21 protein-coding genes are annotated in these 21,074 nt (G+C 68.7%); 3 read left to right on the top strand and 18 right to left on the bottom strand.

What is annotated here, in order from left to right; translation table 11 throughout:
• Positions 1–42: 42 nt before the first annotated feature.
• From GBZ48_RS05105 to GBZ48_RS05040, 14 genes are all read right to left on the bottom strand, one after another.
• The gene (locus GBZ48_RS05105; protein WP_174470038.1) at positions 43–1,065 is read right to left on the bottom strand and encodes a 5-oxoprolinase subunit C family protein; all 1,023 of its coding nucleotides are present in this window, start codon (positions 1,063–1,065) and stop codon (positions 43–45) included.
• Positions 1,062–1,829 carry a 5-oxoprolinase subunit PxpB gene (gene pxpB / locus GBZ48_RS05100; RefSeq protein ID WP_174470037.1) on the bottom strand — a complete coding sequence of 256 codons (768 nt, stop codon included), beginning with the start codon at positions 1,827–1,829 and terminating at the stop codon, positions 1,062–1,064. The genes GBZ48_RS05105 and pxpB overlap by 4 nt, the downstream gene beginning before the upstream one ends.
• A 45-nt stretch (positions 1,830–1,874) precedes the next feature.
• Positions 1,875–2,648 carry a substrate-binding periplasmic protein gene (locus GBZ48_RS05095; protein WP_174470036.1) on the bottom strand — a complete coding sequence of 258 codons (774 nt, stop codon included), beginning with the start codon at positions 2,646–2,648 and terminating at the stop codon, positions 1,875–1,877.
• Positions 2,649–2,734: 86 nt separating this feature from the next.
• Positions 2,735–3,520 carry a putative hydro-lyase gene (locus GBZ48_RS05090; protein ID WP_174470035.1) on the bottom strand — a complete coding sequence of 262 codons (786 nt, stop codon included), beginning with the start codon at positions 3,518–3,520 and terminating at the stop codon, positions 2,735–2,737.
• A gap of 54 nt (positions 3,521–3,574) precedes the next feature.
• Positions 3,575–4,342 (bottom strand): ABC transporter ATP-binding protein, encoded by a 768-nt coding sequence (locus GBZ48_RS05085; RefSeq protein WP_246306986.1) that lies wholly within the window; start codon positions 4,340–4,342, stop codon positions 3,575–3,577.
• A 4-nt stretch (positions 4,343–4,346) separates the two neighbouring features.
• Entirely contained in the window at positions 4,347–5,066 is a 720-nt protein-coding gene (locus tag GBZ48_RS05080) for an ABC transporter ATP-binding protein (protein WP_174470034.1), read from the bottom strand.
• Positions 5,063–6,079, bottom strand: a complete 1,017-nt coding sequence (locus GBZ48_RS05075) for a branched-chain amino acid ABC transporter permease (RefSeq protein ID WP_174470033.1) — start codon at positions 6,077–6,079, stop codon at positions 5,063–5,065. Before GBZ48_RS05075 ends, GBZ48_RS05080 begins: the two co-directional genes overlap by 4 nt.
• On the bottom strand, positions 6,079–6,945 hold the full coding sequence (locus GBZ48_RS05070; protein ID WP_109049546.1) for a branched-chain amino acid ABC transporter permease: 867 nt from the start codon (positions 6,943–6,945) through the stop codon (positions 6,079–6,081). The genes GBZ48_RS05075 and GBZ48_RS05070 overlap by 1 nt, the downstream gene beginning before the upstream one ends.
• A gap of 226 nt (positions 6,946–7,171) precedes the next feature.
• A complete protein-coding gene (locus GBZ48_RS05065) occupies positions 7,172–8,512 on the bottom strand; it encodes an ABC transporter substrate-binding protein (protein WP_209798271.1) in 1,341 nt (446 codons plus the stop codon).
• 148 nt (positions 8,513–8,660) lie between these two features.
• Positions 8,661–9,587: a LysR family transcriptional regulator gene (locus tag GBZ48_RS05060; RefSeq protein WP_174470032.1), complete on the bottom strand. Its 927-nt coding sequence runs from the start codon at positions 9,585–9,587 to the stop codon at positions 8,661–8,663.
• 55 nt (positions 9,588–9,642) lie between these two features.
• Positions 9,643–10,212: a hypothetical protein gene (locus GBZ48_RS05055; RefSeq protein ID WP_174470031.1), complete on the bottom strand. Its 570-nt coding sequence runs from the start codon at positions 10,210–10,212 to the stop codon at positions 9,643–9,645.
• A complete protein-coding gene (locus tag GBZ48_RS05050; RefSeq protein ID WP_109049543.1) occupies positions 10,209–10,871 on the bottom strand; it encodes a ParA family protein in 663 nt (220 codons plus the stop codon). The genes GBZ48_RS05055 and GBZ48_RS05050 overlap by 4 nt, the downstream gene beginning before the upstream one ends.
• A 148-nt stretch (positions 10,872–11,019) precedes the next feature.
• Complete coding sequence (locus tag GBZ48_RS05045) at positions 11,020–11,667, bottom strand: hypothetical protein (RefSeq protein ID WP_174470030.1); 648 nt, start codon at positions 11,665–11,667, stop codon at positions 11,020–11,022.
• Positions 11,664–12,605, bottom strand: coding sequence for a helix-turn-helix domain-containing protein (locus GBZ48_RS05040; protein ID WP_174470029.1), 942 nt, complete (start codon positions 12,603–12,605; stop codon positions 11,664–11,666). Before GBZ48_RS05040 ends, GBZ48_RS05045 begins: the two co-directional genes overlap by 4 nt.
• Positions 12,606–13,285: 680 nt before the next feature.
• Here GBZ48_RS05040 and GBZ48_RS05035 point away from each other — a divergent pair.
• Positions 13,286–14,518, top strand: a complete 1,233-nt coding sequence (locus tag GBZ48_RS05035; protein ID WP_109095725.1) for a plasmid replication protein — start codon at positions 13,286–13,288, stop codon at positions 14,516–14,518.
• A gap of 4 nt (positions 14,519–14,522) precedes the next feature.
• Here GBZ48_RS05035 and GBZ48_RS05030 read toward each other — a convergent pair whose 3' ends face one another.
• The 4 genes from GBZ48_RS05030 to GBZ48_RS05015 all read right to left on the bottom strand — a co-directional run bounded on the left by GBZ48_RS05030 (position 14,523) and on the right by GBZ48_RS05015 (position 18,984).
• The gene (locus GBZ48_RS05030) at positions 14,523–15,173 is read right to left on the bottom strand and encodes a phosphatase PAP2 family protein (RefSeq protein WP_211105632.1); all 651 of its coding nucleotides are present in this window, start codon (positions 15,171–15,173) and stop codon (positions 14,523–14,525) included.
• 99 nt (positions 15,174–15,272) lie between these two features.
• The gene (hutG, locus tag GBZ48_RS05025) at positions 15,273–16,088 is read right to left on the bottom strand and encodes an N-formylglutamate deformylase (protein ID WP_174470028.1); all 816 of its coding nucleotides are present in this window, start codon (positions 16,086–16,088) and stop codon (positions 15,273–15,275) included.
• Positions 16,085–17,623: a histidine ammonia-lyase gene (gene hutH / locus GBZ48_RS05020; protein WP_174470027.1), complete on the bottom strand. Its 1,539-nt coding sequence runs from the start codon at positions 17,621–17,623 to the stop codon at positions 16,085–16,087. The genes hutG and hutH overlap by 4 nt, the downstream gene beginning before the upstream one ends.
• The gene (locus tag GBZ48_RS05015) at positions 17,620–18,984 is read right to left on the bottom strand and encodes a formimidoylglutamate deiminase (RefSeq protein ID WP_174470026.1); all 1,365 of its coding nucleotides are present in this window, start codon (positions 18,982–18,984) and stop codon (positions 17,620–17,622) included. The genes hutH and GBZ48_RS05015 overlap by 4 nt, the downstream gene beginning before the upstream one ends.
• 96 nt (positions 18,985–19,080) lie before the next feature.
• Here GBZ48_RS05015 and hutI point away from each other — a divergent pair, with 96 nt between their 5' ends.
• Both hutI and hutC read left to right on the top strand, forming a co-directional pair.
• Positions 19,081–20,349, top strand: coding sequence for an imidazolonepropionase (gene hutI, locus GBZ48_RS05010; protein ID WP_174470025.1), 1,269 nt, complete (start codon positions 19,081–19,083; stop codon positions 20,347–20,349).
• Positions 20,346–21,074 (top strand): histidine utilization transcriptional repressor HutC, encoded by a 729-nt coding sequence (hutC, locus tag GBZ48_RS05005; protein ID WP_174470024.1) that lies wholly within the window; start codon positions 20,346–20,348, stop codon positions 21,072–21,074. The genes hutI and hutC overlap by 4 nt, the downstream gene beginning before the upstream one ends.

The following is a 21,074-nucleotide window of genomic DNA, read 5'->3' as shown; positions in this document are numbered from 1 at the left end:
GGTCCACTCCATTGTGGGTGTTGGGGCGTTGGAAAGGAGAGATCAGTCCCAGCCGGTGACGGCGCCGCCGATCAGGTTGAAGCCGAGCAGCCGGCCGCTGTCGTAGAGCGCGAAGCCGCCGGCCGATTGCAGAAGCGCCGGCAGGCCGTCCACCAGCTCGCGATGGCGGGCCTGGATGCGTCCGGCCTCCGCCGCATCGACGGCGGCGAAGCGCAGCCGCTCGCCGGGCCGCATCTGTGCCAGGGCCGCGACGTCCGGGCCGACGACGCAGGCAATCTTGGGATAGCCGCCGGTGGTCTGGCGGTCGGCCAGCAGCACGATGGGCCGCCCGGTGCCGGGGACCTGCACGGCCCCCAGCGGAATGCCGTCCGACGTGATGTTGAAGCCGCGGGAATGTTCGATCACCGGGCCATCCAGCCGGCAGCCCATGCGGTCGGCCTCGTGGCTGAGGGCGTAGTCCTCCTCCAGGAAGGCTTCGATCCCGGCGGGGGTGAAATAGTCCTGCTGCGGTCCGAGCATGACGCGCAGCCGCCCGCCCCGCGCCGGCAACAGGGAGGGGTCGAGGCAGCGCTCGCCCCGGTCCGCCGCCTGGTCGAGGGCCAGCGGCAGCCGGTCGCCGGCCTTCAGCACCCCGCCGTCCAGCCCGCCCATACGGCTGCGTATGTGGGTGGCGACGCTGCCCAGCACCGGCTGAAGCGCGAAACCGCCCTCCACCGCCCAATAGCCGCGCATGCCGCTGCGCAAGTTCCCGATGCGCAGGGTCTGGCCGTCGGTCAGGCGCAGGCTGGTCCAGCCCGGCACCGGATCGCCATCCACCGTGAGGGCGGCATCGGCGGCGACGGCGATGCGCACCGGCCCGCCCTCGACCGTCACGCTGTCGCCGGCCAGGGTGAACTCCACCGCCCCCTCCCCCGGCCGGTTGCCGACCAGGGCGTTGGCGACGGCATGCAGCAGCGGATCGGCCGCTCCGGCCACCGACACGCCGTAGCGCTGATAGCCGACCCGTCCGCGGTCCTGAATGGTGGAGCTGGGACCGGCTGCCGCGACGCGCAGATGGGTGGTCATGCCGCGGCTCCCTGCATCAGCGTAACGGATGGGGTCACCGTCTCGCAGTCGGGCAGGTAGCCGCTCATCCCCTCCAGCCGGTCATATTCGGCGGCGCTGATCGCGGTGAAGCGGATGCGGTCGCCGGGGGCCAGCAGGAAGGGCGGCTCCCTTTTGAGATCGAACGTCCGGGCCGGGGTGCGGCCCAGCAGGTGCCAGCCGCTGGGCATGGCGATGGGGGAGATCGCCGCCTGTGCCCCGCCCTGCATGACGCTGCCGGCCGGGGTGACCATGCGCGGGTTCTCGCGGCGCGGCTGGTGCAGCACCTCCGGCAGCCCGCCGAGATAGGCGAAGCCGGGGGAGAAGCCGAGCATGTAGACCCGGTAGTCGGCGGTGCAGTGCAGCCGCACCACCTCCTCCGTGCCGAGGCCGGAACGGCGGGCCACCTCGTCCAGATCCTCGCCATGGGCGCCGCCGAAGCAGACCGGCACGATCCAGCGCAGCTGCGGTTCCGCCACCGCCTGCGTCAGCCCGGTTGCCAACCCCAATAGGGCTTGGCCCAGCGGTTCGGCCGCCGTCACCGCCGGGTCGAACTGCACCAGGATCGAGCGGTATGTGGGCACCGTCTCGACGATGCCCGGAAGTTGGGCGTCGGCGATGCGGCGGTCGAGCCGGTGGACGGCGGCGTTCAGATCCGGGGCGATGCCGTCGCCCAACTCGACGATCAGGGCACTGTCCCCGGCCGCCCGCAGAACGGGCGCCGGGACCGGGGTGGTCACGCTCATGGCGGCTTCTCGAAAGCTGGTCGAAGGGGGAAACGCGCCAGCCGATCAGCGGGCGTATTTGTCCAGGATCTGCTGGTAAGCGCCGCTTGCCTTCATCGCCGCGACCCCAGCGTCGAACTCGTCGCGCAGCTTGCCGGTGTCGCGCGCCTTGGTGAAGGCGATGTAGCTGGGAATGTCCTGCACCGCCGGGGTCAGTTCCTTGACCTTGTCCAGGGCGCCCGCCTGCTTCAGGAAATACTGCGCAACATAGCGGTTGCTGGGCATCACGTCGAAACGGCCGGAGACCAGCTTCTTGACGTTGCTGTCGCTGTCGTTGGACTTCTCCACCGCCGGCAGCACACCGGTCTTGATCGCGTCATCGACGATGGAGCCGTAGCTGATCTGGTTGACCACGCCGAACTTGCGGTCGGCCAGCTTGGACAGGTCGCCGTCGAAGCTGACGGCGCTGTCCTTGGCCACGAACAGCGACACCACCTGCGGCACCAGCACCTGGGTCGAGTAGTTCAGGAACTGCTCGCGCTCCGGCGTCTTGTAGGCGGTGAAGACGGCGTCGGCTCCGCCCTCGCGCACGGTGTCGAGCGCACGAGCCCAGGGCATGATCTCCACCGTGACGCTGTGGCCGGCAGCTTTCATAGCCTCGGTCACGATGTCGTAGGCGATGCCGGCCGGCTTGCCGCCGTCGTCATAGATCAGCGGCGGGAAGCTGAGCGCCACCATGCGCAGCTGGTCGGCCGAGGCCGGCGCCGCGACGGCGGTCAGCAAAAGAACGGAGCCCAGAACGCTGGAAGAGAGCAGGCGAACGGAAAACGGGGTCTGCATCGGGCAAGCCTCCACCGTGTCCGCGCGGGGCGGAATGCCCGCGCGGCGGCCGGTATCGCAGGGGATGGAGCGGGGGAGAGGAGCGGTCAGAGCACCGACAGATGCGTGTTCAGCAGGTCGGTGATCAGCATGGCGCCGGGGCTGTGGGTGATGGCGATGGGCGGGCGGGCGTTGCGGATCGCGACCTGTGGCGTCACCCCGCAGGCCCAGAAGACCGGCACCTCGCCGGGCTCGATGGGAACCGCCTCACCATGTTCCGGCTGGGCGATGTCGCGGATGCCGATGGCGGCCGGATCGCCGAAATGCACCGGCGCGCCGTGCACCGACGGGAAGCGCGAGGTGATCTGAATGGCGCGGATGGCGTCCTTCGGCACCATCGGCCGCATCGACACCACCATGGTGCCGCCGAAGCGGCCGGCCGGGGTGCAGGGGATGCTGGTCTCGTACATCGGGACATTGCGGTTCATCGCGATGTGGCGCACCGGCAGCCCGTCGGCCAGCAGGGCCTCTTCGAAGGAGAAGGAGCAGCCGATCAGGAAGGCGACGAAATCGTCCTGCCACAGGTCGCCGATGTCGGTCGGCTCGGCGGACAGCACGCCGTCGCGATAGACGCGGTAGCGCGGCACGTCGGTGCGGATGTCGATGTCGTGGCCCAGCGTCGGCAGGCGCGGGTCGCCGACCTCCGACACCGCCAGCAGCGGACAGGGCCGCGGGTTCGCCTGGCAGAAGCGCAGGAAGTCGCCGGCCCAGTCGGCCGGCAGGATGGCGAGGTTGGCCTGGACATGGCCGGGGGCGAGGCCGGCGGTCTGGCCGCTGTTGGCCCCGCTGCGGATGCGCAGGCGCTCGGCGGCGGAGAGGGGAGTGGTCGTCATGGGGATGGTCCGGAAAAGGAGTCGGAGGGATGGCGCTCGTCGACGGAAAGACTCTCACATGCCCAGATACGCCTGCCGCACCTCGTCGTTGCCGAGCAGGTCCTGGCCGCTGCCTTCCATCACGACGCGACCGGTCTGGATGACATAGCCGCGGTCGGCGATCTCCAGCGCGCGGTGGACATTCTGTTCGACCAGCAGCACCGTGATGCCGCGCTGGCGGATCAGCTGGATGGTCTCGAAGATGCGGGTCACCAGCTTCGGCGCCACGCCCCAGGAGGGTTCGTCCAGCATCAGGAGGTCGGGCTGGCTCATCAGGCCGCGGCACATCGCCAGCATCTGCTGTTCGCCGCCCGACAGGGTGCCGGCCTGCTGGCGGCGGCGTTCGCCGAGCACGGTGAAGGTGTCGTAGGCGAATTGGAGCGTTTGCTCGCGTTTGGCCGCATCGCTGGTGGTGAAGCCGCCCAGCATCAGGTTCTGTTCAACCGTCAGGCGCGGGAACAGGCGGCGGCCTTCCGGCACCAGCACCAGCCCACGCTTCACACGCTCGTGGGCAGGCACCGCGGAGATGTCCTGGCCCTTCAGCAGGATCGACCCGCCGTCGAGCGCGTTCAGCCCGGCGACGGCGCGCAGGGTGGTGGATTTGCCGTTGCCGTTGCCGCCGACCAGCGCGACGATCTCGCCCCGGTTCAGGGTCAGGCTGATGTCGCGGATGGCGGGGACGCGGCGGTAGCTGGACTGGATGTTGCGGACCTGCAGCATCGTCTCGCCCACAGGCGCGACGGCGACGGGGCGGACGGGTTCGGACAGTGTCGGCTGGAGCATCGTCTCACTCCCCCAGATAGGCGGCGATGACCGCCGGGTTCTCGGCGATCTCGGCCGGTGTGCCGTCGGCGATCTTGGCGCCGTAGTCGAGCACGAGCATCCGGTGGGCGATGGGCATGATGCCCTCCATCACATGTTCGACGATGATGCTGGCGATGCCGCGCTGGTGGATGCGGTGTACCAGGGCCGACGCCTCGCGCACCTCGGTCGGGTTGAGGCCGGCCATCACCTCGTCCAGCAGGATCAGCTTCGGTTCGGTGGCGAGCGCGCGGGCGACCTCCAGCCGCTTCTGCTCCGACACCGTCAGGTCGGATGCCGGGGTGTCGGCCCGGTGCGACAGGCCGACGAAGGCCAGCTCGTCCTCCGCCCGCTCGCGTGCTTCGGCCACCCGCTTGTTGCGCAGCATGGCGCCGACCATGACATTCTCCAGCGCCGTCATCGACTGGAAGACACGGACGATCTGGAAGGTGCGGGCGATGCCGAGTGCCGCCGCCGCTTCCGGCGTCGAGCCGGTGATGTCGTGGCCTTCGAAGGCGATGCGGCCGGTGGTGGGGGTGTGGAAGCCGGCGAGGCAGTTGAACAGGGTGGTCTTGCCGGCGCCGTTCGGGCCGATCAGCCCGATGATCTCGCCATGATGGACGATGAAGCTGATGTCGCGGTTGGCGACCAACCCGTCGAAGGCCTTGCCCAGGCCGTCCACGGCAAGCAGGGGGGCGGTGTTCACGGGCGGATCTCCATCTTCTCGGCCTTCACGGTGTCGGGCTTGGCGCCCGGCAGGTGGCGGCGCAGGTCGCCCAGCAGGCCCAGCACGCCGGACGGGCTGAACACGGCGACCAGGATGATCATGGCGGCGTAGATGATCATGTCGGTGCCGGAACCGGTGCTGCCGAACAGGGTGCGGCTGTATTCCTCGATGGTGATCAGGATGACGGCACCCAGCACCGGGCCGGTCAGCCGGCCCACCCCGCCCAGGATAGCGATCAGCGCGATCTTGATCGAGATCGTCGTTGCGAAGACCGAGCCCGGATCGATGAACATCTCCTTCTGGGCGTAGAAGCTACCGCCCATCGCCGTCAGGAAGGCCGACACCGTCAGGGCGATCAGCTTGTAGCGGGTCAGGCTGACGCCCAGCGCGCGGGCCGCTTCCGGCTCGTCCTTGATGGCGCGGAAATAATAGCCGATGTGGCTGCGCTCGATAGCCCAGGACACCAGCACCGTCAGCACCAGCAGGCCGAGGATGACATAGTAGTAGGGCAGCTTCGACAGGAAAATCAGCACGCCCCAGCCGCTCTGGTCCATCGGCAGGTAGAGGCCGACGGCCCCTTCGAGGGCGTCGCTGTTGGTGACCAGGATCTGCATGATCTCCGCCACAGCGATGGTCGCCATGGCGAAATAATGCCCCTTCAGCCGGAAGCAGGGCCAGCCCATGGCGAGCGCGAAGGCCGCCGCCACCAGCCCGCCAGCGAGCGCGCCGATCCAGGGCGTCAGCCCCAGGGTCAGCAGCAGCATGGTCGAGGTGTAGGCGCCGATGCCGTAGAACACCGCATGACCGAGCGAGACCTGTCCGGCATAGCCGCCGACGATGTTCCAGGCGACGCCCATCTGGGCGCCCATCAGGATCAGGATCAGGAAGTTCTGCTGCGACGGCTCGGTGACCGCCAGCGGCAGGATGGCGGCGAGCGCCAGCAGGGCGGCGGTGCCGGCCATCTTGCGTGAGGAGTTGGTTCCGGTCGTCATCAGGCTTTCCCCAGCAGGCCGCGCGGACGCACCAGCAGCACGATCAGCAGCAGCGACAGCACGATGGCGGTCTTGTATTCCGGGCCGACCAGGAAGCCGCCCAGCACCTCGATCAGACCGACGATGATGCCGGCCAGGAAGGCGCCGGTGACGCTGCCGAAGCCGCCCAGCACGACCACCACGAAGGCGATCAGGATGAAGTTCGATCCCACCTCCGGGAAGATCGGGAAGAAGGTGGCAATCAGCCCGCCGGCCAGACCGGCGCAAGCCGCACCGATGCCCCAGGCGAGCGCGAACATCTTCTGCCCGTCGATGCCCATCAGGGTGGCCGCCTCACGGTCGATGGCGGTGGCCTCCAGCGCGGTGCCGAGCCGGGTGCGGTGGAGAAACATCCACAGGGCGCCGGTCACGCCGACGGCACCGAGCGCGGCGACGAATTGCGGCAGGCCGAACTGCACGGGACCAAAGGCGACGTTGCCGCTGACGAGGCTGTGCGGGATCAGCCGGTGATCGGGCTTCCAGAAGAACTGGGCCAGACCGCGGAGCAGGATCATCAGGCCGAAGGTCGCGAAGATCTGCGACAGCATCGGCGCCTTCAGGATGCGGCGGATCACCGTCTGGTAGACGATGACGCCGACCGCGAACAGCAGCAGCGCCGTCAGGGGAAGCGCCACGATGGGGTCGATGGCGAAGAGGGCGAAGGCCCAGAAGCTGGCATACATGCCCAGCATCAGGAATTCGCCATGGGCGAAATTGACGATGTCCATCACGCCGAAGATCAGCGTCAGGCCGACCGCGACCAGGGCGTAGATCAGCCCGATCAGCAGGCCCGAGACGAGCACTTGGAAAAGAATGTCTGCGGTCATTGCAGCACCCCTTTTGCGGTCAGGGTGGGCCGGAGGAGCTGTGCGGGAAAAACCCCTTTCCCATCCCGGAAAGGGTGGCGCCGGTGGCGCCGGGCAGGAGATGCATCGTGGATCGAAGCGCGGAACCGACTGGGCATCTCCGAAGCCCTACCCGTCGCGACGCGACGGGTTCCCCCTTTTCCGGAACGGGAAAGGGTAAGCAGCAGCCCGATGAAAGAAGCGGTGGTCAGCGGCCGTCCCAGGCCGGCATCGGGTAGACGACCGGCTTGGTCGCCACGTCGAACGGCCAGACCGTCACATACTGCCCGCCCTGGACCTGGACGATGATGCCCGTACCCAGCTCGTTCTGGCCGCTGGCGTCGAACTTGACGCCCTTCCACGGCATGATCAGGCCGCTGGCCGGGATGTCGGTCTTCTGCAGCGCCTCGCGGATCGCGTCGGGCTTGGTCGAGCCGGCACGGTCCAGCGCATCGGCCAGCACGGCGATGCCGGTGAAGGCACGGGCGGAATTGCCGTTGAAGTTGACGCCCGCGCGCTGCTTCATCAGGTCGTTGACCTGTTTGATCAGCGGGTTGCGCTCGGCCTGATCGAGCGCCCAGACCTCGCGGCTGATGACGAACTCGCCATCCTTGCCCATGGTCTTCAGGAACTCGCTGTCGTTGAAGCCGGCATCGTTGGCCAGCAGCATCTTCGGCAGGAAGCCCAGTTCCTTGTAGGTCTTCATCGACAGGATGGCGTCGCCGAGATAGCTGGACTGCATGATGACCGCCGGCGCGGCGGCCTTGATGCGCTGCACCTCCGACGTCATCTGCGTCGTCTTCGCCGGGTAGAGGATCTTCTCGGCGATGGTGAACTTCTGCTCCTCCGACAGCTTCACCTGAAGCTTGGTCGTCTCGTTGCCCCAAAGCGTGTTCTCGTTGAACAGCGCGATGTTGCGCAGCTTGTCGCCGGTCTTCTTCTCCATGTCGCCGAGGAAGGTGAAGAAGTTGCCGACGAACAGGTCGTCATGCGGGGTGGTGCGGAAGAACCATTTGAACTTGCGCTGGGTCAGCGAGGCCGAGGAGGATTCGCCGTTCAGGAACGGCACGCCATAGCGTTCGGCGACCTGGCTGGCGGTGGCGGTGACGTTGGAGAAATAGGCGCCGGTCAGCGCCACGACCTTTTCGCTGGTGATCAGCCGCTCGGCCTCGGTGGCGCCGACCTGCGGGTTGCCCTGGTGGTCGCCGAAGATCAGCTTGATCTTGGCCCCCTTCAGGTTCGGCAGGCCGACACCGGCGATCAGACCCGGCGGGGCGGGGATTTCCTTGTTGACGATGGCGGCGGCCAGTTCGGCGGCGGCCTTCAGTTCGACGCCGGTGGAGGCGGCGGCACCGGTCAGCGGATAGATCACGCCGATGCGGATCTCGTCCTCGGCATGGGCCGGAGCGGCGCCGAAGCCGATGCCGGTCAGTGCGGTCGTCGTCAGCAGGGCCGCCGCGGCAAGCATGCGCTTGATCGTCTGACGGCGGGTGGCAGCGTTGGCTTTGGACAGGCGGGTGGGTTCGGTGATCGCTGGCGCGAACCGCATCGTGAAATCTCCTCTGTTCGGTGCCTTGGTGGCTTGCGGCGCCTGCCTTTGCGGCTGGTCGTTTGCGCCTTCTGAACAGGATGATGCCACGAACAGTCTTGGGTCCGTCCAATCGTAAGTTTTGATCTGGATTGATAAGCTGCGGCGATCAATCGCCCTCTAATGCGCGTGGCGCCTCGTTGCCGGTGGCGGCTTCGTATTCGGCGGCAACCGTGGCGGCCAGATCTGCGACGACCGACGCCATGTGGTTCTCCGCCGTGGCGGAATGGGCGGCACAGAAGGTCATTCCGGGCAGGGGCGCCTGCGAGCGGATCAGGCGGAGCCGTCCCTCCGCCAGTTCCCGCTGGACGATCACCGTCGGGATCACGCTGACGCCGACGGCGTCCACCGCCATGCGGACGACGCTGGCGAGCGAGCTGTTGCCGAACATTCTCACCTGCAACCCGACGGAGGAGAACATCTCGCGGATCACGCCATAGGGCTGGGTGGTGCGGGAAAAGGTGATGATCGGCCAAGCCGCCAGATCGCGCAGCGACACCGGCTCCTCCGGCAGGGGCAGAGACGGGCTGACCACCCAGCCCAGCGGATAGCTGCCGACCGGGACAGCCCGGAAGCGCACGTCGGTGTAGGACGCCAGCATCACCGCGACGTCCAGCTCGTGCCGGGCGAGCGCATCGCGCATGCTGGGGGAGGTCTCGACCTCGATCTCCAGCGACACGGCGGGATAGAGGGCGTTCAGCCTCTCGATCAGCTGGCTGAGCCAGGTGTGGACCACGGTCTCGGCCACGCCGAGACGGATGACGCCGCGGATGGCGCTGCGGTCGGCCACCGCGGTCAGCAGCTCCGACCTGAGCGCCATCATCTTCTCGGCATAGGTCAGCAGGACCATCGCCTGTGGCGTCGGCGCCACCCGCCGTCCGACCCGCTCGAACAGGACGACGCCCAGCTCGTCCTGCAGCTGGGCGATGCGCGCGGAGATGGCGGGCTGGGTGGTGTTCAGCCGCTCCGCCGCCCGGCGGAACCCACCGAGCCGCATCGTCCAGATGAAGGTCTCCAGCGACTTCAGGTCCAGCATGCCTCACTCATCCCCGTTTCGGATCATCGCACGCCGTACCGTCGCCGCAGCCCTGTCAGTCCCGGCCGTCCAATGCCGCCAGTTCAACCTCGATCATCGCCAGCCGTTCCCGCAGCCGGTCGCGCTCGGCCTCCAGCGCCTCGCGGCGGCTGACATGGTCGAGGGCGCGGTTCCGCAGGTCGCGCTTGAACCGGACGATCTCCGGCCGGGTCACGTCGGGCCGGATCAGGTTGCTCTGGTCGGCCAGCCGCAGCTGCTCGCCGGTCAGGGTGGCAAGCTGGTAGACGGTGGCGTAGCTGGGCGGCAGCTTCGCCCCCGGGAGGCGACCGCTGTCCACCGCCTCCGCCACCATGCGCAGCTGGTAGGCGACCTGATAGCCGAAGGGCAGCTCGTTCTCGACCATCGCCTGGAACTCGCCATGCGGCAGGCGCGCCCGCGCCTGGACCAGATAGCGGCCGATCAGCAGGAACTTCTCCTGCGCGCTGCGCCAGAGGGTGGAGATCTCCTGGACGAACTCCTCGCGCCGGACGAGGTCGACCGTCGCCTCCGACATGCGCTCGATCCGCTCGTCCACCGCGATGTGGCGGCGGGCCTGGGCCTTGGAAACCTGCTTGAACCCGCTCATTGCGCCAGCTCCAGTTCATGACGGACGAAGGCCCAGACGCCGGCGACATGCTCGGCCCCCTTGCCCCCCTTCAGCTCCAGCAGACCGAGACCGCGGCCGGCGGTGAACTGGATGTCCTCGTAGTCGGGAACCTCGACCGGGCAGATCCGGCCGTCGCCCAGCAGCTTGCGCTGCGCCTCGGTGAAGCCGCGGGTGCGCGGCTTGACGCGGTTCATCACGAAGGCCGCGTTCTTGCCGTAGCGTCGGACGAAACGCATCCAGGGACGGACGGAGTCCAGATCGTCGTCGCTCTGGCCGGTCGGCACGACGATCAGGTCGGACGACAGGGCCAGCAGCTTGAATTCCTCCGGATGGTCCTCGATCGACGGCGGCGTGTCGATGACCAGCAGGTCGAAGCCCGCGATGCCGTCCAGGGCCGCCCGGATGTCGAGCGGCGTCATGCCCGCCTCGAAATGGGTGATGGACGCCATGCCGTCCGGGCGCTTGGCGAACCACTTGGTCAGGCTGCGCTGCGGATCAAGGTCGAGCGTTGCCACCGCGCAGCCATCAAGCGCCGCCGCCACCGCGATGTTGCGGCTGAGGGTCGTCTTGCCGATCCCACCCTTCGGGCCATTGACCAGCAAGCGTTTCACCGGCCCGTGTCCCGTGTCGTTGCTCATTCCCGTGCCCCTTATCGCCATCGGCTGTCGGCCCCTTTTACCAAAGCCAAGCCGTGGCGCAAATCTAAGACATGTCTTAGCTTCGCAGCGGCCGGACAGGGTGTCGCCCCTGCCACAGATTGGCGATCTAAGACAGAAAACTCTCTCATCATCGCATACGACGCATCGCCGACGCCAGCACAGGGCGCACCGCACCGGACCCGCTGCCGGTCTCCCCGGCCCGCTCGCCTGCCATGGCAATGGCGCGCAACCGGTCGGCCAGGGCATTTTCCTCGGCGCAGGCCTCTTCGCACAGGGCGCGGATCTCGGCGATGCTCGGCCGCCATTTGCGGGTGCGCCGCCACCGGCGTGCCGCCTGATCGATGGCCCAGGCCGGGAACTCGCCCAGATCCTCCGCCCAGTCCATCGCGAGCAATTGCTCCACCTCCGGGCTGGTCGCCTTTGCCGGGAAATGGCTCAGCAGAGCAAGCACCCGCCCCAGCAGATGGTTGGCGGACGCCGGCGCCAGGATGGTGTCGTCGATCTCCGACAGAGCGCGGCGGGCCAGTGCGGCATGGCGCGGCGTCACGCCGTCCGGTGGTGTCCAGTCCTCCACGACATCGGCAAAACCGTCTTCGGTGAAGCGGCTGTGGCGCCCGACCTGTCCACGGTCGAGAAGCCGCTGCAACGGTTCCGGCAGGGCGTCGCGCAGCATGCGGCCGCGCAGGGCCGGCGCCATCGTGGGGTCGAAGGGCAGCGGCAGGCCGGGCGGTGCGGCGGCAGAGGCGGAGGTGGGGAACTGGTGCAGGTTGCTCATGCGATCCCCCAGGGGTTGGCGGCCGTGTTCGACGGCATGTTGGATGGCGTGTTGTTCAAGCGTGCGGCAACACTGGCCCAGGCCGACAGACGCTGTTCGGCGTTGGCGGCTGCGGAATTCGGCCCGGAAGCGGCGGTGCGGGAAGTCGTTCGCGCTGCTCGTTCGTTTGGTCCGCGGCTGTTCGGTCCCCGGGCGCTTGCCGCGGGCTGCTGCGCCATACAGCCGGCATCCTGCAACAGCCAGGACCGCCACGCCGCGGCCGGGTCGCGGTAGCGGTAGCCATGGGCCCGGCATTGCTGGACGAAGCGCTCGGCATGGCTGTCGACGTCGATGTCGGGAAAGCGCTCTGCCGCCCATTGCCGGTCGGCCGGGGGCGGCGCCCAATCGGGAGCAACCGGTTCGGCGCCACCGGCAGAGCTGAACGACGTGCCCTCGTCCGCACGCCGGTGGAGCGTGTCAGGAATCTGTTCTGGTTCAGGCTGTTCGTGACTCGCCGCTGAACAGGGGGAGTCCGCCGATGAGTCAGCGGGGATGTCCATTCCTGCACCGTCCTGCGTCCCGTTCGAGGAGATCAGCGCCAGCCGGTAGCGGCAGCTGAGACGCCCGCCATTGGCCGCGCGGCGGTGTTCGATGCCGACCAGCCCGAGCGCCTCCAGCCGGCCCAGGATCCGATTGACGGTCGGGCGGCTGCGTTTCAGCTTGTCGGCCAGCGTCGCTTGCGACGGCCAGCACACCCCCGCCTCGTCGGCATAGGTGCTGAGCGCCGCCAGCACGGCGAGGCCGTCGGCGTCGAGCTCGGGATGGTCGAGCCACCAGGCCGGGATCCGGCCCCAGCGGTTCTGCCCCGTGTTGTTTTGGCCGGTGTGGGGTTGCAGGGCATGGGTTTGCTGGGCATGGGTTTGCCCGGGGCGGTTCGGGCTTGCAGTGCGGTTTGTCATCTGTGGCGATACTCCTCCGCGCCCTGGACGCGAGATTGGCGCAAGATTGGCCGGATGATCGGCCGTCGCGATTGGCGCAGAGGATTCGAAGCGGTCGGCGGAAGAGTCGAATCGCGGGCTCGCACTCCATGGAGCCGCAGCCCGCGGATGGTCAGCGACAGCCCGCGACCGTAAAGCCCCTGCCCGCGACCATGGAGCATCGGCCCGCGATTGGCCGGCGATGCCGCGCCGAATCGGGATCCTGGCGCCTTTGGCCGCGGATGTGGAGCCATTGCCCGCGATTGCCGGCGGTCCGCGGCCCACGATCCTGGAGCAACAGCCCGCGATTGACCGCTGATGCCGTGACGATGGTGTGAATCGCGGGCAATCCGGTCTCTCCACGATCCGCATTTGCCCCCCATGGAGCGGCAGCCCGCGGTTCGCCTCGCCGCGCCTCCCGGCAGGCCGGACCGATTCTCTCCGATTCTTCAAGGGCTCACGGAGTTCGGCCCCGGCGATGGCGCGTCCGGGCGGCAATCGCGGGCTATCGCTCCATGACCGCGGGCCGTTGCTCCATCATCGCGGGGTGCGGCACCATATCCGCGGGCTGTCGCTCCATCCCGGATGCGGTAAACTCACTGCGTTCTGTTGCACCGGCGGGTCCGCCGCGCCATGGTTACTCCCGACATCCGGAGACGTTCATGACCAAGATGGCCCCGACCAGCGCCGCACAGCTCATCCTGTTCGAGCTGGAAGACCGTTCGCAATCGCACCTGATCGCGCTCTACGATCTGGCGCCGCGCTTCGTCTTCGTCTCCCGCGACAACGACAAGGAAAAGGCCGCCAAGGACAAGGGCGAGCTGGTCACCAAGGACAATTTCATCAAGTCGGTGCGGCGCGAGTTCGCCTTCCGCGGCCGCAATTACCGCCTGACCGTCCAGCCCGCCCGTATCGACCGGCTCAGCACCGCCAAGAAGGACGACCGCGCCCCCGGCGCCGGTCCGGATCTGGTCGAAGTCGAGATCTTCCCGTCGGAGCGCGAGCAGGTGGTGGAGCAGGTCGTCCGCCGCCTCGCCATGGACCGCTCGCGCCTGTCGCTGACCGGCGAGAACCGCGACAAGGTGCAGATGCGCTTCAGCCTCTACGAGATCCAGCGCGAGCTGCGGGCGGTCAACCACACCCTGTCGATCCAGGACATCCGCGAATCCCTGACCATCCTGGCGCGGTCGCGCATCATCATCTCCACCGGCGGCAGCGCCGAGCCGGGCAAGAAGAGCCGCGGCCAGAACCTGCTGGAATCGACCGCTTTCCCGGTGCTGGCGATCCGCTCGCGCCCCGATCTGGTCGATGAGGACGGCGGGGTCGAGGAGACCTATCTGGAGTTCAACCCGCTGGTCTCCGCCGCCATCCGCGACCTGGAGTTCAAGCCGGTCTCCTACGCCTGGTTGATGAAGCTGAAGTCGCCGGTGTCGCGCTGGCTCTACAACCGCCTGTCCATCGAGTACGACACCGCCGACGACGAGGCGAAGCCGGTGTCGATCAGCGCCGACGAGATCATCAAGAACAGCGGCATGAACGAGTGGTCGCGCCGCCGCGATACCCTGCGCGTGGTCACCTCCGCCGTCGATGCCCTGGTGGACGAGGGCATTCTCGACATCGCCGACAAGGAGTATACCAAGGTCGGCAAGCGCATCGACGCCATCGACTATGTGCTGACCCCGTCGCAGAAGTTCCTCGATCAGGTCCGCCGCGGCCGCCGGGTGCAGATCACCAACATCGACCTGCTCAAGCAGATCGTCGGCAATGCCATGCGGCCCGACGGCTTCGTGCCGTTGAAGGCTGGCGAGGTGGCGGAAATGCGCAACAAGCGCGCCAAGCGGCTGGCCGATCCGGCCAAGGCGGAACAGGCCAGCCTGCCGCTGCCGAAGAAATAGCCGCTCAGCGTGCCAGCAGGCGCCGCGCCACCAGCGTGATGGCGGTCCCCAGCAGGGCACCGGCCACCACGTCGGACGCCCAATGGCGGTGCTTCACCACCCGGCCGCTGGCCATCGCCGCGGCGGCGCCGTAAATCATCAGACTTTGCGCCGGCGACCGGCTGACCGTGGCGAGTGCGGTTGCGGCGGCGAAGGCGCTTCCCGCATGGCCGGACGGCAGCGAGCGGGCGCTGATCCGCTTGCCCGGCCGCTGCCGCGGCTCGCATTCATCGGGACGACGGCGCTTGACGTAGCGTTTGATCGAGCGGCTGGCCGTCGCCGTCGCCACCAGACCGAGAACGCCGACGCTGCCGGCGCGGCGCAGATCCTCCTGACCGGTCAGCAGCCCGACAAGTCCGGCGATGGCGAAGCTGGGGATCAGGACCGGCCGCTTTATGACGTAATGGCCCGCGCTTGCCAGGACCCGGCTCACCGGTCCCGGATCGCAGGTGACGATGTCGTGGACCTGGGCATCCAGCGTGTCGACCGCGGTCAGGGCCGGCAGAAGCACCGCGGGTGCGGCCCGCCCGCCATATCCGATGCCACGGCCTGGATTCTCGATGCCCTGATTCTCAATGCCGCCCTGGTCGCTGTTCTGTTCGATGATGTCGCTCAACGCCGGTCCCCTGCATGCCGCGCCGCAAAATCCGGCGCAGCAAGGGAACGCGGCGGACGCGGGGGCGGTTCCGCACCCCTGCACGCCTGTCCGCTCCGATCAGCCCTGCGCCGGCCGCCAGCCGGCAAAGGCGTTGAGCAGCGCCGTCAGCACCCGTTGCAGGCTCGCAGCCCGGTCCGGACGGTAGGCGAAGGGCGGCGCCTCCTCGTCCATATAACGGTCCTGCGCCAGTTCCATCTGGATGGCGTGGACGCCGTTCGCCGGCTGCCCGTAAGCGCGGGTGATGTGGCCACCGACGAAGCGGCCGTTGGTGACACAGGTCAACCCCTCCGCCGCTGCGGCGCTCTCCATCGCCGCGACGACCTCGGCGGCGAGCTGCGGGTCGATGCTGGCGCCGCGCGCCGTTCCCAGGTTGAGGTCGGGCAGACGGCCATCGAACAGCCGTGGCACATGGCTGCGGATCGAATGAGCGTCATAAAGCAGGGCGAAACCGTGCCGTGCCTTCACCCGCTCCAGTTCCGCCGCCAGTGCCTCGTGGTAGGGGTGCCAATAGCCTTGCACCCGCTGCGCCACTTCGGCCTCGTCGGGGGCTTGGCCGTCGCGATAGAGCGGCGTGCCGTCGAACATCACGTCCGGGCAGAGGCCGGTGGTCGCCTGTCCGGGATAGAGGCTTTCGCCGGTCGAGGCGCGGTTGAGATCGACGACATAGCGGGAATAGCGGGCGCTGAGCAGCGTGGCGCCCATGTCCTTGGCGAAACCGTAGAGGCGCGGGATGTGCCAGTCGGTGTCGCGCAGGGTCAGCGCCTCCTCCGTCAGCCGCTCGGCCAGACCGGGGGAGAGTTCGGTTCCGCAATGGGGCATGCTGACGACCAGCGGCCCGTCGCCTCGCTCCAGATCGAAGATGGTGTCGGTCATTGTGCGCTCTCCAGGGATACCGGCATCAGATGGTCGAGCGACCCGTCGCGCACCAGGGTACCGATGGCGGCCAGATCCGGGGCGAAGTAACGATCGACCTCGTAGCGCGGCACCTGGGCGCGGATGGTGGCGATGGCCTGCTCCAGCCGTTCCGTGGTCTTCAGCGGGCGATGGAACTCCAGACCCTGAATCGCGGCCAAAAGCTCTATGCCGACGATGTCGGCGACGTTGCCGGCGATGTCGCCCAGCCGGCGTGCCGCGAAGGTCGCCATGCTGACATGGTCCTCCTGGTTGGCGGAGGTCGGCAGGCTGTCGACGCTGGCGGGGTGGGCGAGCGTCTTGTTCTCCGACGCGAGCGCGGCGGCGGTGACATGGGCGATCATGAAGCCGGAGTTCAGACCCGGCTCGGCGACCAAGAAGGGGGGCAGGCCGCTGATGGTAGTGTCGATCAGCATGGCGATGCGGCGTTCGGCGAGCGCACCGATCTCCGACGCGGCGATGGCGAGCTGGTCGGCGGCCATCGCCACCGGCTCCGCATGGAAGTTGCCGCCGGACAGCACCTCGTCCGTATCGACCAGAACCAGCGGGTTGTCGGTGACCCCGTTGGCCTCGATCACCAGCGTGCGCGCCGCCTGCCGCATCTGGTCGAGCACCGCGCCCATCACCTGTGGCTGGCAGCGCAGGCTGTAGGGGTCCTGCACCCGGTGGCAGTCGGGGCCCTGGTGGCTGGCGTTCAGTTCGCTGCCGGCCAGCATATCGCGGAAGGCGGCGGCGACGGCGATCTGGCCGGGCTGGCCGCGCAGCGCGCTGATGCGGGCGTCGAAGGGCCGGTGGCTGCCCATCACGGCTTCCACCGACAGGGAGCCGGCGACCAGTGCCGCCTTGAAGGTGCGCTCGATCTCGAACAGGCCGGCGAGCGCCAGACCGGTCGAGACCTGGGTGCCGTTGATCAGCGCCAGCCCTTCCTTGGCCTTCAGGTCGAAGACGGCCAAGCCGGCGATGCGCAGCCCCTCTTCCGCCGGCAGCGTCTCGCCGTTGACGCGGACATGGCCGATGCCGAGCAGCACGCCGCACAGATGGGCCAGCGGCGCCAGATCGCCCGAGGCGCCGACGGAGCCCTTGCCCGGCACCACCGGCAGCACGTCGGCCTCATAGAGCTTCAACAGCGCATCGACCAGCGCCGGCCGGACGCCCGAGGCGCCGACGGCGAGGCTGACCGCCTTGATGACCAGGATCAGCCGCACGACGCCGTCGGCCAGCGGGGCGCCGACGCCGGTGGCGTGCGACAGGATCAGGTTGCGCTGGAGCTTTTCCAGATCGCTCGCCGCGATGTGGGTGTGGGCCAGCTTGCCGAAGCCGGTGTTGACGCCATAGACCGCCTCGTCGCCGCCGGCGATCCGGTCGATCAGCGCGCGCGAGCGCTCCATCCGCGGATAGGCCGCCGGGTCGAGCGTCAGGGCCGGACGGTCGCGGTAGATGCTGCGCAGCGTGTCGAGCGACAGCGCGCCCGGAACCAGAGTGATGGTCTCGCTCATCCCAGAAGTCTCCCAAGTGTCTTTTTGAAGCGGTCGGCGATCTCCTCCTCGCGCGGGTGGCGGCGGTCGCGGACGACGGCGCGTCCGGCGATCAGCACATCCCGGACGAGGGGAGCGTTGCCGGCGAAAATCCAGCCGTCCAGCAGCGCATCGCCTTTGCGCGCCGCCAGCAGCGGGTGGTCGGTGTCGAGTACGACGAGGTCGGCGCGGAGACCGGCGGCGATGCGCCCGGCATCGAACCCGGTCGCCTGCGCGCCGCCGGACTGGGCATCCTCGACCAGCCGGCGGGCGGTGGAGCGGCGGGGGCCACCGGCCAGCACGGTACGCCGTTCGCTGGTCAGCCGCGCGCCGTACTCCAGCCAGCGCAACTCCTCCACCGGGCTGACGGAGATGTGGCTGTCGGAGCCGATGCCCCAGCGCCCGCCCTGCGCCATGTAGGATTGGGCGGCGAAGAAGCCGTCGCCGAGATTGGCCTCGGTGGTCAGGCACAGCCCGGCGATGGCGCCGCTGGCGGCGACGCCCGCCACCTCGGCTTCGGTCATGTGGGTGGCGTGGATCAGGCACCAGCGGCCATCGACCGGCTGGGTGTCGAGCAGATGCTCCACCGGACGGCGGCCGCGGTAGGCGACGCAATCCTCGACCTCCCGGCGCTGCTCGGCGATGTGGATGTGGATCGGGCCCTGCGGATTGGCGGCGACGGTTTCGGTCAGCAGTCCGTCCGGCACGGCGCGCAGCGAATGAGGGGCGATGCCGAGCTGCACGTCGGATGATTCGCCATAGGTGCGGCGCAGGGCCGTGGTCAGCCGGTCGAACCCTGCCCCGTCATGGATGAAGCGGCGCTGTCCCGCGGTCGGCGGCGTGCCGCCGAAGCCCGACGCGTTGTAGAGCACCGGCAGCAGCGCAATCGGCAGACCGGCTGTCCGTGCGGCGGCAATGGCGCGATGGCTCATCTCCGCCGGGTCGGCGTAGGCGCTGCCGTCGCGGTCATGGTGCAGGTAATGGAATTCGGCGATGGCGGTGAAGCCGGCCTTCAGCGTCTCCACATAGAGCTGGGCGGCGATCGCCTCGAAATCCTCAGGACCCATGCGGTCGAGCGCCCTGTACATCACATCGCGCCAGCTCCAGAAGCTGTCGGAGCCTTCGCCGGAAGATTCGCCCATCCCGGCGATGGCGCGCTGGTGGGCGTGGGAATGCAGGTTGGCGATGCCGGCGACCGCCGCCCCGGCAAAGCGCTCCGCCTTGGCCGGGCAGGCGGCACCGGGCGTCACAGAGACGATCCGGCCCCGGCTGTCCACCGTGACCAGCACATCCTCCGCCCAGCCGTCCGGCAGCAGCGCCGAGGCAAAAAACAGGTTGCTCATGAGGGCGCCCTCGCTATTATAGACAACACTATACAAGTATAGGCAACCTGATGCCAAGAGGGTTGCTGCACGAACTTGTAGGAAGGAGCCGAACCGATGCCGACCAGCGCGCCGTGGGATTCCCTGTGGATCGACCTGTCCGTTGCCACGATGGATGGCGCCGCGACGGGCGGGGCCGACGGCTATGGCGCCATAGCCGACGCTGCTGTGGGCATCAAGGACGGCCGCATCGCCTTCGTCGGCCGCCGCGCCGACCTGACCGATGCGCCGGACGCGCTGGCGACCGAAGTGCATTCGGGGCAGGGCGGCTGGATGACCCCCGGCCTGATCGACTGCCACACCCACCTCGTCTATGGCGGCAACCGCGCCCGCGAGTTCGAGATGCGGCTGAACGGCGCCACCTATGAGGAGATCGCGCGGGCCGGCGGCGGCATCCTGTCCACCGTCACCGCCACCCGCGCCGCCAGTGAGGACCAGCTTCTGGCCGCCAGCCTGCCGCGGCTGGACAGCCTGCTGGCCGAAGGCGTGACGACGGTGGAGGTGAAGTCCGGCTACGGGCTCGACACCGACACCGAAACGCGCATGCTGTGCGTCGCCCGCCGGCTGGCCCAGGTCCGCCCGGTGGAGGTGCGCACCACATATCTCGGCGCCCACGCCCTGCCGCCGGAGTTCAAGAACGACCCGGACGGCTACATCGACCGCATCTGCGCCGAGACGCTGCCGGCCATCGCCGAAGCGGGCCTTGCCGATGCGGTGGACGCCTTCTGCGAGGGGATCGGCTTCTCCGTCGCCCAGACCCGCCGGGTGTTCGAGACGGCGAAGCGGCTCGGCCTGCCGGTGAAGCTGCATGCCGAACAGCTGAGCAATCTTGGCGGCGCCCGGCTGGTGGCGGAGTTCGGCGGGCTGTCGGCCGACCACATCGAACATCTGGACGAGGACGGCGTCGCCGCCATGGCCGAGGCCGGTACGGTGGCGGTGCTGCTGCCCGGCGCCTTCTACGCCCTGCGCGAGACCAAGCTGCCGCCGATCGAGCTGCTGCGCCGCCATGGCGTGCCGATGGCGCTGTCCACCGACAACAACCCCGGCACCTCGCCGGTGACCTCGCTGCTGCTGATGTTGTCGATGGGATGCACCTTCTTCCGCCTGACCCCGGCGGAGGCGCTGGCCGGCATCACCCGCCATGCGGCGAAGGCGCTGGGGCTGGACGACCGCGGCGTGATCGCGCCGGGCAAACGCGCCGATCTGGCGGTCTGGCGCATCGAGCATCCGGCGGAGCTGGCCTACGCCATCGGCCTCAACCCCTGCATGGCTGTGGTCAATGGCGGGGTGGTCCGCAAGCCGCGCGTCGAAGCGGGGGCCGCATGAGCGACACCATCTCCACCGCCCAGCCGCGCTACGCCCAGATCAAGGAGGCCATCCGCCGCCGGATCAGCTCCGGCGACTGGCCGGAAGGATTCCAGATTCCGTCGGAGCACAAGCTGCTGGAGGAATTCTCGGTCAGCCGCATGACGGTCCACCGTGCGCTGCGCGACCTGACCGACGAGGGGCTGCTGACCCGTGTGCAGGGGCTGGGCACCTTCGTCGCCGAACGGCCGCCCAGCACCGACGTGGTGGAGCTGCGCAGCATCGCCGACGAGATCGCCGAGCGCGGCAACGTCCACGCCTGCCGGGTAGAGCAATTGCTCGCGGTTGCCGCCGATGCCGGGCTGGCCCGCCGCTTCAACCTGCCGGTCGGGGCGAGGCTGTTCCACTCCATCGTCGTCCACAGCGAAAGCGACGTGCCGGTCCAGCTGGAGGAACGCTGGGTCAACCCGGCGGTGGCGCCCGATTACCTCGACCAGGACTTCACCCGCCAGACGCCGGGCGAGTACCTGATCCGGCTGGAAGCCTCGCCGCAGGTCGAGCATGTCATCGAAGCGGTGTCGCCGACGGCGGAGATCGCCCGGCTGCTCGACATCCCCGTCACCGAGCCCTGCCTGCGCGTGACCCGCCGCACCTGGGTCGGTGGGCGCGTCGTCACTGTGGCGATGCTGGTCCATCCCGGCAGCCGCTACCGGCTGGGCGCGCGCTTCCAGCTGCCGCCCCATTAG

It is taken from the genome of Azospirillum melinis (assembly GCF_013340935.1).
GTDB classification, from domain to species: Bacteria; Pseudomonadota; Alphaproteobacteria; order Azospirillales; family Azospirillaceae; genus Azospirillum; species Azospirillum melinis.
Note: the sequence above shows the minus strand (reverse complement) of the source record. Positions and strands in the feature narration are given on the sequence as shown.

Bases quoted from the DNA above. Each gene is read 5' to 3' on its own strand.
- GBZ48_RS05105 (WP_174470038.1), bottom strand. From the start codon at position 1,065: ATGACCACCCATCTGCGCGTCGCGGCAGCCGGTCCCAGCTCCACCATT.
- hutI (WP_174470025.1), top strand. From the start codon at position 19,081: ATGCCGACCAGCGCGCCGTGGGATTCCCTGTGGATCGACCTGTCCGTT.
- GBZ48_RS05095 (WP_174470036.1), bottom strand. From the start codon at position 2,648: ATGCAGACCCCGTTTTCCGTTCGCCTGCTCTCTTCCAGCGTTCTGGGC.
- GBZ48_RS05060 (WP_174470032.1), bottom strand. From the start codon at position 9,587: ATGCTGGACCTGAAGTCGCTGGAGACCTTCATCTGGACGATGCGGCTC.
- GBZ48_RS05050 (WP_109049543.1), bottom strand. From the start codon at position 10,871: ATGAGCAACGACACGGGACACGGGCCGGTGAAACGCTTGCTGGTCAAT.
- hutH (WP_174470027.1), bottom strand. From the start codon at position 17,623: ATGAGCGAGACCATCACTCTGGTTCCGGGCGCGCTGTCGCTCGACACG.
- GBZ48_RS05040 (WP_174470029.1), bottom strand. From the start codon at position 12,605: ATGACAAACCGCACTGCAAGCCCGAACCGCCCCGGGCAAACCCATGCC.
- hutC (WP_174470024.1), top strand. From the start codon at position 20,346: ATGAGCGACACCATCTCCACCGCCCAGCCGCGCTACGCCCAGATCAAG.
- GBZ48_RS05085 (WP_246306986.1), bottom strand. From the start codon at position 4,342: ATGCTCCAGCCGACACTGTCCGAACCCGTCCGCCCCGTCGCCGTCGCG.
- GBZ48_RS05075 (WP_174470033.1), bottom strand. From the start codon at position 6,079: ATGACGACCGGAACCAACTCCTCACGCAAGATGGCCGGCACCGCCGCC.
- GBZ48_RS05070 (WP_109049546.1), bottom strand. From the start codon at position 6,945: ATGACCGCAGACATTCTTTTCCAAGTGCTCGTCTCGGGCCTGCTGATC.
- GBZ48_RS05045 (WP_174470030.1), bottom strand. From the start codon at position 11,667: ATGAGCAACCTGCACCAGTTCCCCACCTCCGCCTCTGCCGCCGCACCG.
- pxpB (WP_174470037.1), bottom strand. From the start codon at position 1,829: ATGAGCGTGACCACCCCGGTCCCGGCGCCCGTTCTGCGGGCGGCCGGG.
- GBZ48_RS05035 (WP_109095725.1), top strand. From the start codon at position 13,286: ATGACCAAGATGGCCCCGACCAGCGCCGCACAGCTCATCCTGTTCGAG.
- hutG (WP_174470028.1), bottom strand. From the start codon at position 16,088: ATGACCGACACCATCTTCGATCTGGAGCGAGGCGACGGGCCGCTGGTC.
- GBZ48_RS05015 (WP_174470026.1), bottom strand. From the start codon at position 18,984: ATGAGCAACCTGTTTTTTGCCTCGGCGCTGCTGCCGGACGGCTGGGCG.
- GBZ48_RS05090 (WP_174470035.1), bottom strand. From the start codon at position 3,520: ATGACGACCACTCCCCTCTCCGCCGCCGAGCGCCTGCGCATCCGCAGC.
- GBZ48_RS05055 (WP_174470031.1), bottom strand. From the start codon at position 10,212: ATGAGCGGGTTCAAGCAGGTTTCCAAGGCCCAGGCCCGCCGCCACATC.
- GBZ48_RS05065 (WP_209798271.1), bottom strand. From the start codon at position 8,512: ATGCGGTTCGCGCCAGCGATCACCGAACCCACCCGCCTGTCCAAAGCC.